Annotated in this window: 14 protein-coding genes; 7 read left to right on the top strand and 7 right to left on the bottom strand. The window is 60.7% G+C overall.

What is annotated here, in order from left to right; all coding sequences use genetic code 11:
- Position 1: 1 nt before the first annotated feature.
- Positions 2–1,081, top strand: a complete 1,080-nt coding sequence (locus FEZ59_RS21255; RefSeq protein ID WP_242459891.1) for a helix-turn-helix domain-containing protein — start codon at positions 2–4, stop codon at positions 1,079–1,081.
- A gap of 22 nt (positions 1,082–1,103) precedes the next feature.
- On the opposite strand, the gene FEZ59_RS21250 is transcribed toward FEZ59_RS21255, so the two are convergent.
- Complete coding sequence (locus FEZ59_RS21250) at positions 1,104–2,003, bottom strand: LysR family transcriptional regulator (RefSeq protein ID WP_153212904.1); 900 nt, start codon at positions 2,001–2,003, stop codon at positions 1,104–1,106.
- 140 nt (positions 2,004–2,143) lie between these two features.
- Here FEZ59_RS21250 and FEZ59_RS21245 point away from each other — a divergent pair, with 140 nt between their 5' ends.
- Genes FEZ59_RS21245 through FEZ59_RS21235 form a run of 3 tightly spaced genes read left to right on the top strand, consistent with a single transcriptional unit; the run spans position 2,144 to position 5,383 of the window.
- On the top strand, positions 2,144–3,559 hold the full coding sequence (locus FEZ59_RS21245; RefSeq protein WP_172933152.1) for an FAD-binding oxidoreductase: 1,416 nt from the start codon (positions 2,144–2,146) through the stop codon (positions 3,557–3,559).
- Between the two features lie 13 nt (positions 3,560–3,572).
- Entirely contained in the window at positions 3,573–4,214 is a 642-nt protein-coding gene (locus FEZ59_RS21240; RefSeq protein WP_172933151.1) for a histidine phosphatase family protein, read from the top strand.
- A complete protein-coding gene (locus FEZ59_RS21235; protein ID WP_172933150.1) occupies positions 4,214–5,383 on the top strand; it encodes a winged helix DNA-binding domain-containing protein in 1,170 nt (389 codons plus the stop codon). Before FEZ59_RS21240 ends, FEZ59_RS21235 begins: the two co-directional genes overlap by 1 nt.
- Positions 5,384–5,431: 48 nt before the next feature.
- Here FEZ59_RS21235 and FEZ59_RS21230 read toward each other — a convergent pair whose 3' ends face one another.
- Together FEZ59_RS21230 and FEZ59_RS21225 are read right to left on the bottom strand one after the other, a co-directional pair.
- Positions 5,432–7,114 (bottom strand): hypothetical protein, encoded by a 1,683-nt coding sequence (locus FEZ59_RS21230; protein ID WP_172933149.1) that lies wholly within the window; start codon positions 7,112–7,114, stop codon positions 5,432–5,434.
- 123 nt (positions 7,115–7,237) lie between these two features.
- A complete protein-coding gene (locus tag FEZ59_RS21225) occupies positions 7,238–7,897 on the bottom strand; it encodes a TetR/AcrR family transcriptional regulator (protein ID WP_133727338.1) in 660 nt (219 codons plus the stop codon).
- 162 nt (positions 7,898–8,059) lie between these two features.
- Between FEZ59_RS21225 and FEZ59_RS21220 the strand changes: the two genes are divergently transcribed.
- Positions 8,060–9,535, top strand: a complete 1,476-nt coding sequence (locus FEZ59_RS21220; RefSeq protein WP_172933148.1) for an aldehyde dehydrogenase family protein — start codon at positions 8,060–8,062, stop codon at positions 9,533–9,535.
- Positions 9,532–10,269 carry an SDR family NAD(P)-dependent oxidoreductase gene (locus tag FEZ59_RS21215; protein ID WP_172933147.1) on the top strand — a complete coding sequence of 246 codons (738 nt, stop codon included), beginning with the start codon at positions 9,532–9,534 and terminating at the stop codon, positions 10,267–10,269. The genes FEZ59_RS21220 and FEZ59_RS21215 overlap by 4 nt, the downstream gene beginning before the upstream one ends.
- 82 nt (positions 10,270–10,351) lie before the next feature.
- On the opposite strand, the gene FEZ59_RS21210 is transcribed toward FEZ59_RS21215, so the two are convergent.
- Positions 10,352–10,993, bottom strand: coding sequence for a TetR/AcrR family transcriptional regulator (locus tag FEZ59_RS21210; RefSeq protein WP_021333298.1), 642 nt, complete (start codon positions 10,991–10,993; stop codon positions 10,352–10,354).
- A 294-nt stretch (positions 10,994–11,287) separates the two neighbouring features.
- On the opposite strand from FEZ59_RS21210, the gene FEZ59_RS21205 reads away from it, so the two are divergent.
- Complete coding sequence (locus FEZ59_RS21205) at positions 11,288–12,637, top strand: lipase family protein (protein ID WP_172933146.1); 1,350 nt, start codon at positions 11,288–11,290, stop codon at positions 12,635–12,637.
- A 17-nt stretch (positions 12,638–12,654) separates the two neighbouring features.
- On the opposite strand, the gene FEZ59_RS21200 is transcribed toward FEZ59_RS21205, so the two are convergent.
- Genes FEZ59_RS21200 through FEZ59_RS21190 form a run of 3 tightly spaced genes read right to left on the bottom strand, consistent with a single transcriptional unit; the run spans position 12,655 to position 15,416 of the window.
- Positions 12,655–13,497: an SIP domain-containing protein gene (locus FEZ59_RS21200; RefSeq protein ID WP_172933145.1), complete on the bottom strand. Its 843-nt coding sequence runs from the start codon at positions 13,495–13,497 to the stop codon at positions 12,655–12,657.
- A 21-nt stretch (positions 13,498–13,518) separates the two neighbouring features.
- Positions 13,519–14,343, bottom strand: a complete 825-nt coding sequence (locus FEZ59_RS21195) for an ABC transporter ATP-binding protein (protein WP_172933144.1) — start codon at positions 14,341–14,343, stop codon at positions 13,519–13,521.
- A gap of 23 nt (positions 14,344–14,366) precedes the next feature.
- Positions 14,367–15,416: an iron chelate uptake ABC transporter family permease subunit gene (locus FEZ59_RS21190; RefSeq protein WP_202023068.1), complete on the bottom strand. Its 1,050-nt coding sequence runs from the start codon at positions 15,414–15,416 to the stop codon at positions 14,367–14,369.

The raw sequence follows: 15,416 nt of genomic DNA, 5'->3' as shown, positions 1-15,416 counted from the left end.
GATGCAAGGACTGATGTACCGGCTTGCCGAGCTCGATGCAGACTCGGCAGGCCTGGTACGTGTCATCGATTACTTCGACACGCTCGTGCGGCACGGCTCCGACACTGCATCTCTGCTTCGCGCGAGCGCGCAGTTGGCGGACTGCGTTGTAGGTATCGAGATCGTGGAACACGGTAGAAGCAAGAAGAATTTGCGCCGATGTGACCCACGCGGCCGATGGTCACCCGAACCCCAGTTCCCTCCGAGCATGGCCAGGGACATCGCTGTAGACGACGAGGTTCTCGGGAAGGTATGGATCGAGCGTCCTGGTGCGCACTTGCCGCTCGACGAAATGCTCGTCGACCGAATGGCCCTGACCGCAGCGATAATCCTGCAACCCCGACGCTTGCCTACCGAAGCCGAGCACACTCGAAATCTGTTGTTCCCGATGGATGAACTCGCGGTGCTCACCTCCTGCGCCGGTCTCGGTATCGAACCCCAAACCCCAGTCCGTGTCATGGCAACCAAGGCAGTCTCAGACACGGCCGACGGCACTGCACACCTTGTTATTTCGCAAGATTGCACACCTGGCAAAGCCGTTGGGATAGAAGCTGATGGCGAGTATCTGAATCTCGTGGCGGGTTCGTTCGCACCGACACCCGAGCTGTCCGAGTCAGCACTGTCGTCATCCATTCGCGCCGGAATATCTTTGGCTGCTTCCGCTTCCGAAGTGAATACAATACTCAGCACTGCACGATTCGCTCGCGCACAGGCGTCAGCAACAACACCGATCGTGAACGCTGACGATCTCGGTGCCCTCAACCTCCTGGCACCGGGATCACACATCGATCACTCGCGAATACCGGATCTGGTTCTTGCCGTAGAGATCGGCGATACCAAACAGGGATTAGAACTACTCGAAACCTTGAGGGCATACCTGCAATCCGGAACATTGAGGGCCGCAGCCGATTCCATGCATCTTCATCACAGCAGCGTCGCGCACCGATTGGCAAAGCTGTCCCAGCACGTCGGATTCCACGTCGACACCATCGAGAACCGGGTACGCGCAACGGCCATGATGCTGGTCCTCGATGGCGGATAGGGCCCACCGCGCATCACTTGTGCTACACAGTGGTTGACGATCTTTCGCGTTCGGCGAGCGCAACGAAGGGTGCAAGCGCGGGATTCGGGTTGTCCGGACGGTAGGTCACGGCAACTTCGAGAGTCGGCTGCACGCCGGCGATCTCACACAGGTGAATACCCGGGATTCGGAGCATCCGGGCCCGCCCCTGCGGGATCGGCGCAATTCCCACCCCGTCCGAGACGGCGTGCAAAACCTGCTCGTCGTCAGCCTCGAATCGAACGATATTCGGAGTGCTGTCGGGCCAAAGCTGTTCGAGCGTCCGCGAATACATCCCGGGTGCATTCGCCTCGGGCCAGAATACGACGGGGATGTCCACCAGATCTCCGAGTTCGAGTGTCGTTCGATCCCCGAACGGATGATCCACGGGAACGGCGACCAGGATAGGTTCGGTGTCGAGGACGATCAGGGGAAGTTCACGATCGTCGTCATCGAGCGGCGGTCGCACAACCGCGATGTCGACGGCTCCGGTTCGGACGAGGTCGACAGTCTGCGCCGAAGTGCCCCGGTGCACGACAACTTCGACGCCTGGATAGAGCTTGCGATAAGTGCTGACCAGATCTCCGACGGTGCCACCCGCCCACGAACGGGTGTACGCGATGCGCAGTTCCCCGTCCACACCGCGTGCAGCCAATCGAATTCGTTCGACCGCCCGGTCTGCGCACCCGAGCAAGAAGCGTGCCTCTCGTACCGCTACCCGCCCCGCGTCGGTGAAAGTGAACTGCGGACCTCGGCGATCCACCAGAGGAACGCCGAGTTCGCGCTCGAGAACCTTGATCTGCTGACTGAGTGCAGATTGCGCCACGTGGACGTTCGCGGCGGCGCGAGTGAAGCTGCCGTGATCCGACAGAGCAATCAGATAGCGGGCGCGCTGCAGGTTCATACGGCGATTATAAGAAGAACAGATGGTGGTGTCACTACTTAGTCTTGGACAGCGCATCACCTGAGGTCGGAGGATCGAGTGCAGATTGCTCTACCGCTCGTCTCCCGAAAACTGTCCCCCGAACGATCACAAGGTTGAACATGAGCTCCCGAACACTCGTCGAAGCACGCGAATCTGCAACGGACGCGAGGTTCTTCGACGCGCTCGCAGAGATCGTCGGCGAAGCGCATGTTCTCACCGATCCAGAGCTGATCGAGGGTTACACACGGGACTGGACGGGACGTTGGATCGGTGACGCAATAGCTGTGGTCCGTCCGGCCGACACCGCCGAAGTGTCCGCCGTCGTCACGACCTGCTTCGAGGCCGGGATTCCCATCACCCCACAAGGTGGAAATACCGGACTTGTCGGTGGCGGAATACCATCGGCTGGATCAGTGGTGCTGAGCACCAGGCGTTTGGATTCGATCGAGACCGTCGACCCCATCGGCCGGACAATCGCGGCCGGTGCGGGCGTGACCGTCGCTCGCGCCGACCTGGCGGCCTCCGCACATGGCCTCCGATTCGGAATCGATTTGGCATCAAAGGAATCCGCGACCCTCGGCGGCATCGTCGCAACCAACGCCGGTGGTACCCGCATGGTCCGATACGGAAATACACGGGCACAGATACTCGGGATCGAGGCAGTACTTGCCGATGGTTCCGTACTGAGTAGATGGACTCCACTCGTCAAAGACAATGTCGGATACGACATCCCAGGGCTTCTTGCGGGCAGTGAGGGAACGCTCGCGATTGTCACCAAGGTCCTGATGAAGTTGGTCACCCCGGCGACCGACACCCAGGTCGTGCTCGCGGGTGTGCGCGACGTCGATCAAGCGCTGCAGCTGTGTAATCGAGTGCGCCAGAGCGGGTTGACCGTCGAAGCCGCCGAAATCATGACCGATGACGGCATCTCCCTCGTCTGCGCACACACCGATGCCCGTCGCCCGTTCGGCACACCGTCACCGATGTACACCCTGATCGAGGTGTCATCGCCGCGCGAGACGGAAGAGTCACTCCTCGAAGTTCTCTCCGCCTCTGCCGATCTCATCGAGGACGCGACAGTCGAGCCTGGCCCCGCTCGAAAACTGTGGACTCTGCGAGAAAGCCATACCGAAAGCATCAGCGCTTCATCGACGACTCCGGTGGTCAAACTCGACATCTCCGTCCCCTTGTCCGTGATGGGCATGTTCATCGAGAGCCTCCGCGAAGTACTCACCGAACGATTCGTCCATGTGCGTCCAATGTTGTTCGGACACTTCGCCGACGGGAATATCCATGTGAATCTTCTTGACGCCGAACCGAGCATCGCCCACGAACTGACCGATACGGTCTTCGAACTCGTCTCCGCCCATCACGGAAGTATCAGCGCCGAGCACGGGATCGGTCGCGCGAAGTCACCGTGGATAGCGCTGGGGCGCACGGAAACCGACATCGCCGCCATGAAGCTGATCAAATCGTCCTGGGATCCGCGTGGAATCCTCAATCCTGGAATACTGTTGCCCGAAACGGTCGGGTAACGAAAGGGGTCTCGTGCAGGATCTTTACGTCGTCACTCATCCTCATGCCGAACACACAGCACAGGACATCGTCGGAGGTTGGCACAATTCGGTTCTCACGCCCGCCGGCAGGCGCGATGCAGAGTTGATCGCCGAAGAGTTGAAACGTCGACGCACAGGAACTTCGCGCCCGATCCGCATCACCTCTTCCGACCTCGAACGGTGCGCCGAGACATCCGCGATCATCGCCCGGACGCTCGATGTTCCGGCGACAACAGACTCTCGATTGCGCGAAATCAGCTTCGGAGAAGCCGAAGGGCGCCCGAACTCGTGGCTGACCCAGCGGCAGGTTCCGGCTCCTGACAACAACCGCCTCGATCACCGTGGCCCCGTTGCCGGTGCCGAAACCCGCCGCGACATCGCATCAAGGGTCGGCGAGTGCATTCGCGAACTGATGACCGAACTCGATCACGATCACATCGTCGTAACACACGGATTCGCACACACATTCGTCGTCTCCGCTTGGCTGCAGATCCCCGTCGAAGCCACAGGGTTTGCGACCTTCGCGACCACGCCCGGGGCCATCACACATCTCCAACACGACGACTACTGGCGCAATCGAACTCTCGCGCAACTAGCCGATACGACGCACTTGGCCTGTGGCACGATGGCCTGATGCGCCATGTTTCCGACGACGAACGCCGTGCACGCATAGGAGTACGTCATGCGCTGGCGCCTTCGTTCCGCGTCGATTCTCCGGAAGCTGCAACGCGGGCGATGACGGTACTGCACGCCACCGAATCAGCGACTGTCTATCTGTCTTGCTGGGCGAGGGTTCGGTCATTGGACGCCGCCGACGTCGACAACGCGTTGTACGACCAACGCAGTCTCGTGAAGCAATTGGCAATGCGCCGCACGCTCTTCACCTTTCCCCGAGACTTGCTGCCGGCCGCGTGGTCGAGTGCGTCCGCCCGCGTCGCGAACACCGAGCGCGCACGAATGGCCAAGGATGTCGTCAAGGCCGGAATCGCCGTCGACGGCAGCGACTGGCTCGATCGCGCGCGGGCGGAGGTTCTGACACTGCTCACTGATGCCCCTGAAGGCCTTTCTGCACTCGAGGTCCGTCAGGCAGTACCGATGATCGACGTCAAGGTCGAGGGTTCGGCAGGCGAAATCTGGTCGGCACCCAGGGTTCTCACGCACCTCGGGGCGACCGCAGACATCATGCGCGGCGCCAACACCGCCCGATTCCCCGTCTCACGCCCACTGTGGACTCTCACTCGACACTGGCTCGACGACGCCCCCATCGATCTCGAATCTGCAGACGGATACCGAGAAATAGTCCGACGCTGGCTCCACTCCTTCGGACCGGGGACGGAAGACGACATCGTCTGGTGGCTGGGCTCGACCAAGACGGTCGTCCGGGCAGCCCTCGCCGAACTCGAAGCCGTTGCAGTCTCACTCGACGGTGGCGACACCGGCTGGTTACTACCGGATGACGTCGCCACGGTGTGTGATCCAGGTCCTTGGGCGGCACTCCTACCGGTGCTCGACCCGACGATCATGGGGTGGAAGAACCGTGACTTCTATCTCGGCCCGCACCGCAACCAACTCTTCGACACCCGCGGTAATGCCGGCACCACAGCTTGGGTCGACGGTCGTGTCGTGGGCTGCTGGATCCAAGACGCCGCCGGAGTGGTCCACGTTCGAGTACTCGAATCCGTGTCCGCCGATGCGCAACGGTCGCTCGACGCCGAGGCAGTTCGTCTGACCGAGTGGCTGGGTGGCGTCAAGATCGGCACCGGTTATGTCTCACAGGCCATGAAAAATCTGCCGGTCGTCTAGGAAATCGGCTGAGCGACAACCACTATCGCTCAGCCGCTCCCATCGTTATCACTGCGGAATGGGTGCATCTTCCGGAGGCAGCAAGTGAGTGCATGTCTGCGCACCGGCCGCACGCGCTGCTCGCTCCGCCGGATAGCCACCCGCGAGTTCCTCACGGGGAGTGCTGTCGAGCGCGAGCAGGGTGTCACCCATGACCAGCGTCTGCTGATGCATACGTTCGAAGTCGATCGCGTCGGCGCCGAACGACGGAGCCCACAGCGACCAGGGACCGGAGATTCCTCCGATGGTCGGAATCAGGCGATTATGGAAGCTCGTGCCGAGGCCTCCGAAGCTGCAGAACACGGGAACTCGGGCAGGCTGCGGCCGGTCGAAGCCCCGCAGAACTGCCGTCCGGTCGAGCGGATGAGACTTGACCGCTGCCACCAATGCGGCGACCAGTGACGAACTTTCACTTCCGGCGAACCACGAGTACGGCTCACCGACCCCGGTGAATTCAAGCCTCTGGCCGGGTCCATCTGTGCGATCGACAGGCAGAATCTCCCGCGTACCCATGTGCTCGACAGAGAAGTCGAAGGCGACGGATCCGCTGTCGTATTCCTTGTCCAGCTCCGTCGCGTACCGATCTGTTCCCTCTCGAGACATATGCAGATGTGCACTGGCAAAGACGAACTCGTAGGTACGTGGACGGCATTCGAGTGGCAGACGCGAAAGATACTGTGCGAGTGCCAGAACCGCAGCACTGCCGTTCTCCTGCACCCAGGTTGCGCCGTCGGTGTGGGTGTTGATCACAATTCTTTCCTGGCTCTGCCCGGGAATCGTGGCGATCAGATTTCGAGTGGGAGCCGTGTCGACGTCCGCGAGAACAGAGATCTTCGCCTCGGTTCCGGATTCCGCCAACTGCTTGAGTCGGACAGCTTCGTCGACGCCTGCCCATACCGCGGGCACGGTGAAGTGTGTGCCGGTGTGAGGATCGAAGTAGCCTTGAATCTGTTCTGCAGGAACGTTCCACGCGAGAATGAGCCCGGCCGCACCCGCGAGTCCTGCTGCCAATGGATCCGTTTCGAGCGCCGCAGTGAACGGCCGTTCGTAGTTACCCGCCAGCGGGAAGTCGGGAGTCATGTAATGCGAGAAAGCAGCAAAAGTCGCATACGGCACTGCTGGGCTCTGGACATCGCGAATCACGATGCGACCCTTCGAGTTCTCCGGCGTGATCGCGGTTCCAGGTGGAAGATAGACCAGTGGAGCCGTCCGGCCTTCCTCGCCCGTGGGCAGTGAGTACGGGACCGCGCCTGCTGTCCGTAGTACTTCCGGTGCAGCATCCGGCTGTAATACAGCCAGCTTGCCGGCAGCCACCAGGTCGCGGCCAGGACCATCTGACGCCAACGGTGACGGCTGCCAGCGCTTGATCTGATAGTCGTCCGAATCAATCGCGACGCCAGGTAGTGCACGCATGCTGTCTTCGACCCAGTCGATCATGCTCTCGTGCTCAGCGCTTGCCGTCGATCGGAGGCCGAAGCCTGCAATCTTTGCATTGAGGTCACGCAGATCGTCAGCCGTGGCGAATGATGCCGGATCGATCGACTCGGGACATCCCGCAACAGGACCCGTCGAGCCGAGAGAGCCCACGGAACCGGTTGAACCAGTGAATGGTTCCGCGTTCGCTTGAGCGAGGCTCGAGATTGCGAGCAGTGCGGAAGCCGCGATTGCGGGTATCACGCGACGAAGGATCATGAAGGAATCTCTCTGTTCGAACTATAAAAGTTACAGACGTTTCTTTTATACAGGTTCGTATGACGCAAGTCACGCAGAACTTGTTCGGGACGTGCCCTTCAGGCACTTCTCGGCCAGCCAGGCTCAGTTCGACACGGCGGAAAGCATGGCCTCGATCCACACGCCAGCCTCGGCCGACAGGGCTACGATCGACCCCTTCTCCGGCTCGTCGAGCGCATCGGATGCAAGCTGCCGAATGGCATACACCGCTCCGACATAAGCGCTCAGCGGGACTCGCGGATTGCCCGGCGCTCGCTCACGCTCCGCTTTCAGCACTTCGGACATCCCGACCAGTGCAGCTCTTCGTTGCACGCGCGCGCGTCGCCCGAGAGCATCCATCTCTACTTGAAATGCCCGAGCCACAACGGGATCTGCGTTCAGCGCAGTCAGATAACCCTCGACGATATCAGCGATGGCGTGGCGGTCCCAAGCAAAGGAACCGACCGGAAAGATCCCGCGAATACGAGTGAGCAGAACTTCGATGAACCTGCCGTACGCAGCAAAGACGCACGCATCCTTGTCAGGAAAACATTCATAGAACGCGGCCGGCGAAATTCTTGCCCGCTTGGCGATCTGACGCACACCGACGCCCTGATAACCCGAGTCCGCCATCAGTTCCGTCGTGGCGATCATCAGCCGCTCGCGCTGCGCAGTCAGTACGTCATCCCTGCTCAGTTCATGCCGACCTCGCGGCAGATCCGGCGGCGTAGTGAAGAACACGCCCTCGGTGATCCTCGCCGTCACCACCCCCACCTCTCACCGCCGCATTCTCGAGTTGATCAAAGCGAGAGTAGCCAACGGAAACCAGCGGCGAACGAGAGGCCGGTCCGAGAACCGACCATCGACAAGTGTACGAAACGTACAGTACACTTCGTCAGTCAGTGATTGACCGATCTAGGAGGTTCCATGGAGGGTCAAGCAGTTCGTGAATACGGTGCGTTCATCAACGGAGCGTTCCGAGCCATGGGCACATCCACATTCGAGGCCCGTAACGCCGCTTCCGGCGCTCTACTCGCCACACTGTCTCGGTGCGGGCCCACAGAGATCGACGACGCGGTCGAAGCCGCCAGGCGGGCATTTCCTGCATGGGCGAACCTGACCGCTGAAGAACGATCCGCCAAAATCTTGCAGTTTGCCGCGCTCGTGGAGGATCGGGCCGAAGAGCTTGCCCAGCTCGAATGTATGGATACCGGGCGCCATATCAGGGAGATGCGCGAGGACTATCGAGCCGCCGTCTCACACCTGCGATACTTTGCGTCAATCTCGCTGGCCCACCATGGCTTCGGCCGCGAGTTGGCATCGGGATACCTGGTCGCGAAGCGAGTGCCATTGGGCGTATGTGGACAGATCATTCCCTGGAACGATCCCGTGGTAATGACGGCGTTCAAGATTGCACCTGCTCTCGCTGCGGGAAACACAGTGGTCCTCAAACCTGATGAAAATGCTTGCGTTTCCGTCATGGAGCTGGCCAGGATCGCCGCCGACGTGTTTCCCGCAGGCGTTTTCAATGTCGTCCCTGGCCTTGGCGAGGAAGCCGGCGCAGCCCTGATAGACCATCCGAAGGTCAGCAAACTCGCTTTCACCGGAAGCACCGAAGTCGGCCGACTCGTGGCACACGCCGCAGCCTCACGGCTGATCTCGACCACACTCGAACTCGGCGGCAAGAGTCCCAGCATCGTGTTTCCTGATATCGAGGACATCGATGCAGTGGTCGCCGATGCCACCGCAGGTGTCCTCATGTGCAACGGCCAATCCTGCTTGGCCGGAACACGTCTCTTCATCCACGAGGATATCTATGACACCTTCGTGGAAAAACTCGTCGCAGGATTCCGATCATTGCGAGTCGGGCCGCCACTGAACGAGGACACCGAACTGAGCGGATTGATCCACCAGGAACACGCCGAACGTGTGATCTCCATGATCAAATCCGGGATCGACGAAGGCGCACAACTACTTACAGGTGGAGATCTGGTAGAAGTGCCGGGATTCGAAGCCGGAAACTTCGTCGCGCCGACGATTCTCGAGGTCACCAACTCGATGCGAATCGCACAGGACGAAATATTCGGACCTGTCCTGTGCGTCCTCAGATGGAACAACTACGAGCACGTGATCGCAGAAGCCAATGACACTCCGTACGGTCTCGCTGCTGGGATCTATACCTCCAACCTGAAGAACGCGATGGAAACCGCGGATCGTCTTGATGCGGGCTGCGTCTGGATCAATCAGTACTTCAATCTGGGAGGCGGCATCCCCTTCGGGGGATTCAAGGAAAGCGGTCTGGGGCGAGAGTTCTGCCTCGAGACGCTCAACGAATACACCCAACTCAAATCCATCACTGTCGCCACGTCGACGCCCACGACAAACCAAGGAAGCACAAATTGAAAATCTCGGGAAATACCATCTTCATTGCCGGCGGAACTTCCGGTATCGGCCTCGCACTTGCAGTGGGATTGCAGAACGAGGGGAACAAGGTAATCGTCGGAGGGCGTCGATCCGCTCTGCTGCAAGAGATCTCGGACAAGTACCCGGGCATCAGCACGGTCGTTATCGACGTGGACGACCCGAAATCCATTCGAACGGCGCATGAATCCGTCACCGAGGCATTTCCCGATCTGAACGTCCTCGTGACGATGTCGGGAATCATGTACCCGGAAGACTTGAAGAACCCGGACTTCCTCGACGTCGCCGAGAGAACCGTCACGACAAACCTTCTCGGAACAATTCGCTTGGCCGGCCAGTTCATCCCGCATCTGATGACGAAGCCCAATGCCACCATCATCACCGTCTCATCCGCCGTCGGCTTCGTCCCGCTGCCCGTCACGCCCACGTACAACGCGACAAAGGCGGCGGTTCATCTCTTCACCGAGAGCATGCGCGTACAACTCGCCGATACCTCGATCCAGTGCATCGAACTCATCCCACCAGGAGTCCGCACCACGCTGATGGGTCAGGAGAACTCGGAATCAGCTCTGCCACTTGATGACTACATTGCCGAGACCATCGGCCTACTGAAGGCGCACGACGACGCCACGGAAATCGTGGTCGACGCCGCCAAGCCGCTTCGCAATGCCGAGATCAACGGTGAGTACCAGCTAGTACTGAAGATGCTCAGCTGACACCCGAGTGTTGAGGCACATCGCAGTGCGGGGAGGGCAATTCGCCCTCCCCTTCGCTGCGGATTCTCAACGGAGAACCCGTTTATGCACCACTGCGGAGTCCACGAACTGCGTGATCGATGATCGAGCGCACAGTGTTGTCATCGATACCCGCGTGCCCGACCAACATCCGGTAGATCAACGGCCCGAAGAACAGATCGATCGCTTCCTCGGTGTCGATGTCTTCGCGAAAGTAGCCGGAATCCACACACCGCCGAATCAGTGCGGCGAAACCCCGACGACGTTCGTCGAGGAAGAAAGTGCGGAAGTATGCCGCCGTCGTCGGATCGTTGGCACACGCGCCGACAAGTTCGGCAAAGATCGACCCGAGTGGACCTCGGTAGAACTTTCCGATGTCACCTAGATAGTCGTTCAAATCGGCTTGCGCACTATCGGTCTCGGGAAATGTCAGATGACGAGCCATGAGCACGCCGAATGCTTCAGCAGCGATAGCTTGCCGCGACGGCCAGTGCCGATACAGAGTCACCTTGCTGACACCGGATTGTTCGGAGATCGCATCGATGGTCGCGGCCTTCATTCCACCGGATTTCAGAAGAGCTTCTGCTGATCTAAGGGCCTTCTCGTGAGCCGCCTCACTACGTGCACCGCTCGGAGGAGTCAGCAATCCCGTCTCGGCATCACCCGAGCCCCGAAACACGCCGTCATCGGGAGCGCGCTTACCCATGTCCACTCCTTAGTCCTTCAAGACCTTGCAGCACAGAGCATTTCCCGGCATCGGAGGACCCGGCACAGCCCAAGGCAGCAACTTGTCGCGATAGCTACTAGTCGTATCGTACACATGACGCCCTGGACCGAATCAGCCTGGTTACAACAACGAGCTCAATCTGATTGCGTCCGCGCATGATTCAAAACAACCAGCGCAAGCCTCTCGTTTATTACTCAAAAGTAAGATAGCGTGTGGTCGTCATCACACCAGCCCGTCAAGTACCGAGAGACATACGAAACCGAAGGGTCGATCGTGGCATCGAGGATTCTCTTTCAGGGAGCGGTGGCGCTGACAGCCATTGCACTCACAGGCATCACAGCACCTACTGTCGCCGCGCAACCGTCGGCGGATTCCTTCTATCAGTACGACGGTTCGGCACCGCTGTCGTCGTATCAGCCTGGGGCCGTTCTCAAAACGAGAACCTTGCCCTATCACGTCGTCAACATTCCTACCCCGTTGCAAGCCGTGCAGGTGTTATACCGGTCGACCGACGCTCTCGGCCGGCCGTCTGCGAATGTCACATCGATTCTTCGACCACCCAATGCCCAGCCGGACAAAGTTGTCTCGTTCCAGTCGGCCTACGATTCGCTGAACCCGGAAGACGGTCCGTCACGAGCTGTCGCGGGGGACACCCCGATCGGCAGCCTGACCGCCAGCGGACGGAACGTCGCCTTCGGCGGGACTCTCGCTTCCGGCGAAGCTGCCATGTTCGGTCCCCTACTGGCACTGGGCTACACCGTCGTCATTCCCGACACCGAAGGGCCGAACGCAGACTTCGCGGCGGGACCCGAATACGGAATGATGACTCTCGACTCTCTTCGCGCCGCCCGTAACACTCCCGAGACAGGTATTGCCGACTCAGCCGAGATCGGCCTGATGGGATACTCGGGCGGAGCAATCGCCACCAACTGGGCGTCCATCCTCGCTCCGGACTACGCCCCGGACATCAACGAGGACCTGATCGGCGCCGCCCAGGGTGGACTGTTGGTCAACCCGGCGAACAACCTCCGGTACGCAAACGGAAGCATCGGCTGGGCAGGCGTTGTCGGGATGGCAGTTGTCGGACTTGCCCGTGCCTACGACATAGATTTCGATCCGTATCTCGGCGATCGCGGACGCGAACTCCTACCTCGCATCGAGGATGCCTCGATCGGGAACGTCATCCTGCAGTACCCGGGGGTGACCTGGCAGGACCTTGCCAAACCAGAGTATGCGAACCCCAACTCGGTGCCCGAGTACGTCGACGTCGCCAACAAAATCAACATGGGCAACGCGCCGATACCCACCATCCCTATGTTCATCGCTCAAGCCGCAAACGGAGCCCTCGAGGGCACCCAGCCAGGTGGACCCGGCGTCGGCCCTGGCGACGGAGTCATGGTTGCCGGGGACGTCCGCACACTCGCCACTCGTTATTGCGACGCAGGTTTGTCCATCCAGTACGACCAGTACGACACCATCAGTCACGTTCCCGGTGGCGCGCTTTGGCTCCCCGGCGCCATCACCTGGCTCAACGACCGCTTCAATGGGAATCCGGCGCCGAACAACTGCTCGAACATCGCACCGGGCAATTCACTGGCGCCGGAAGAACACGCGGCGGGTTGAAGGATCCAACCGCCGTTTCAGATCCCGATGGCGAGATCGTCGATATCCGCGAGTGTGCCGCCGCTTTCGAGAATGCTCGTGTAGTTCCGAAGTCGGTTCTGATCTATCTCGGTGGTGCTGACTCCGCGCTTCCAGTAGCCGAAGACAACCACGTCGTCCTTCTCCAGGCCGACAGTCTTACGGAAATGCGCTCGGATGGAGCGCATTTCGTCCCGTTCCCCGGCACCCCACACCGCATAGTCTCCTGGGTTCTCGAGCTCGAGGGCATATTCGGCGAGGCGATCTTCGACATGATGCAATTCGAGGCCGGGGATCACGGGCAGTTCCGCGAAAGCCTCGGCGTCACCGGTGGCGACCCAACCGACACCGGTCACACCCTCGGGCCACTGAAGCAGAATCGAATAGAGGGCAGGTATCGCAGTGTCGTCGGCAAACAGTGCGACGCGGCGACCAGCGATCTCGGGAACGAGGAAGTGCGGGCGAGGGCCGGTGAGCGAGAACGTGTCACCCACACGACGGTCGTCGGCCCACCGCATCATCGGGCTGGTGTGACCGTGCAGCACGACGTCGAAGGTCATCAAACCGCTCGACGCATCGAAGGTGCGCACCGTGTAGACACGAGAGACGTCGCCGTACTGCGGGCCCAACTGGATGCGGAATGCGACGTTGGGACGCAACCAATTCGGGTCGTCCGCCGATGACGTCAGCTGGGCGGTGATGCGCAAGATGCTCTCGGTCGGACGTTCGACGCTTTCGACGACGGCAACCACGTCGTTGAGACCGCGGTCGTGATCTTCGCCGCGTGGCGCCTTTGCCGACGCAGAGGTTTCAGTTTCTTCAGGTCGAGATGCGGTAGTCATTGATATCTCCTGATCGGTGGTTCAGTTGTGGACGGGTAGCTGGCTGGCAGGTCTTCGATCACGCGGAACAACAAGTGGCCGTCCGGTTTCGGGATCTTCGAGGACCAGAGCCTCGAGGTCGAACACTTCACGCAGTAACTCAGGGGTGAAGACGTCCGAGGCACTGCCCTGCATGACGATTTTTCCGGACCGCATGGCAACTACGTGCGTGGCATATCGGGCCGCGAGATTCAGGTCGTGCAGGACCGCAACCAATGTTCGGCCGGACTGGTGTAGTTGGGAACAGAGGTCGAGAACCTCGATCTGGTGGGCGATGTCGAGAAAGGTGGTCGGTTCGTCGAGCAACAACACCGGGGTGCGCTGCGCGAGTGTCATGGCGATCCATACCCGCTGCCGTTGTCCACCGCTCAGTTCGTCCACCAATTGATCTGCTGCATCGCGCATTCCGACCTCGGCAAGCGCTTCGGCGACAACACGCTCGTCTTCGGGTGACCATTGGCGCAGCATGCTCTGGTACGGATATCGGCCGCGAGCCACGAGGTCTGCCACGGTGATCGCTCCGGGTGAGAGCGGAGACTGCGGCAGCAGAGCGATGCGCCGAGCCACTTCCTTGGTGCGGTAGGACCGAATGTCGTTACCGTCGAGCAGAACCCGACCCGATCGCGGCGCGAGCATTCTGCCGAGCCCACGCAACAACGTCGACTTGCCGCACCCGTTCGGTCCGACGACCACGGTGAAACCGCCGTCGGGGATCTCGAGACTCAACTCGTCCACGATGGTTCGATCGGCGTACCGGAGCTCGATCTTCTCGGCGTGTAGCCGCGATACCGGAGTATCTGTAGTCATGAATCTCTTTCGTAGCAAGGTTTTCAGGCCTGACGGGCCAGCAGCCAGATCAGATAGGCACCGCCGAGTAGACTGGTGACAAGACCGACCGGAGTTCGGAGACCGACCTCGACCGCTTGGGCAATCAAGTCGGCGCCCGCCAACAGAACCGCGCCGAGCAGGAAGGAGGTCGCGACAAGAACACCGCTGCGCCGAGCCAACCGTCGTGCGATCTGGGGAGCTGCGAGCGCCACAAAGGCGATGGGACCGGTAGCTGCAGTGGCTGCTCCGGTGAGCGCGACCGCAAGCAGGATGCCGGCGAATCGGTATCGCTCCACGGAGATTCCGAGCGAAGATGCTGCGTCGTCGCCCATTTCCATCATGGTGACGCGCCTGGACACCATGACGAGAGCAGGAACGAGAACACCGACGGCGATCGCAACGCTGATCGCGTGTGGCCAACCGCGCCCGGTCAGCGAACCGGCCGTCCACTGCTGCACCACGGTGGCGTCGTCGATATCCGCGCGTACCACCAGGAACGACATCACGGCGCTCAGCATCGCCCCAACTCCGATGCCGACCAGGACGAGTCGAAGACCGCCGCTGACTCCGTCTTTGCGTGCCAGCGCGTACACGAGCAATGCGGTCAGCATGCCGCCGAGAACAGCAGCGCCCGCGGTCTGGAGTACCCCGCCGCCGAAGAACACGATCTGTACCACCGCCGCCGTCGCAGCGCCGGTGGTGAAACCGATGATGTCCGGCGAGCCGAGAACATTGCGCGAAAGCGTCTGGAAAACCGCGCCGGCCACACCGAGGCTTCCGCCCACCCCGATCGCGGTGATCAGCCGTGGAAGCCGGCGATTCTGGACGGACCGAACCGCCGCTGGGGTGCCTTCGCCGTTCAGAGCGCGCCACACGTCACCCAAGGACAGGTCCAAAGTTCCGTACATCAGCGTGGCAAACGAGAGCGCCGCCAATGCCGCGCTGATTGATATGGCAACGAACAGCACTCGTGGGACTATTCGCCACGACCACGACCCGATTCGAACCACCCAACCGCGAAAGAGCGGTGGGACCGGCTGCGCGGCAATCAT

The sequence above is a fragment of the Rhodococcus sp. MS13 genome (genome assembly GCF_013277835.1).
In the GTDB taxonomy this organism is placed as follows: domain Bacteria; phylum Actinomycetota; class Actinomycetes; order Mycobacteriales; family Mycobacteriaceae; genus Rhodococcus_F; species Rhodococcus_F erythropolis.
Note: the sequence above shows the minus strand (reverse complement) of the source record. Positions and strands in the feature narration are given on the sequence as shown.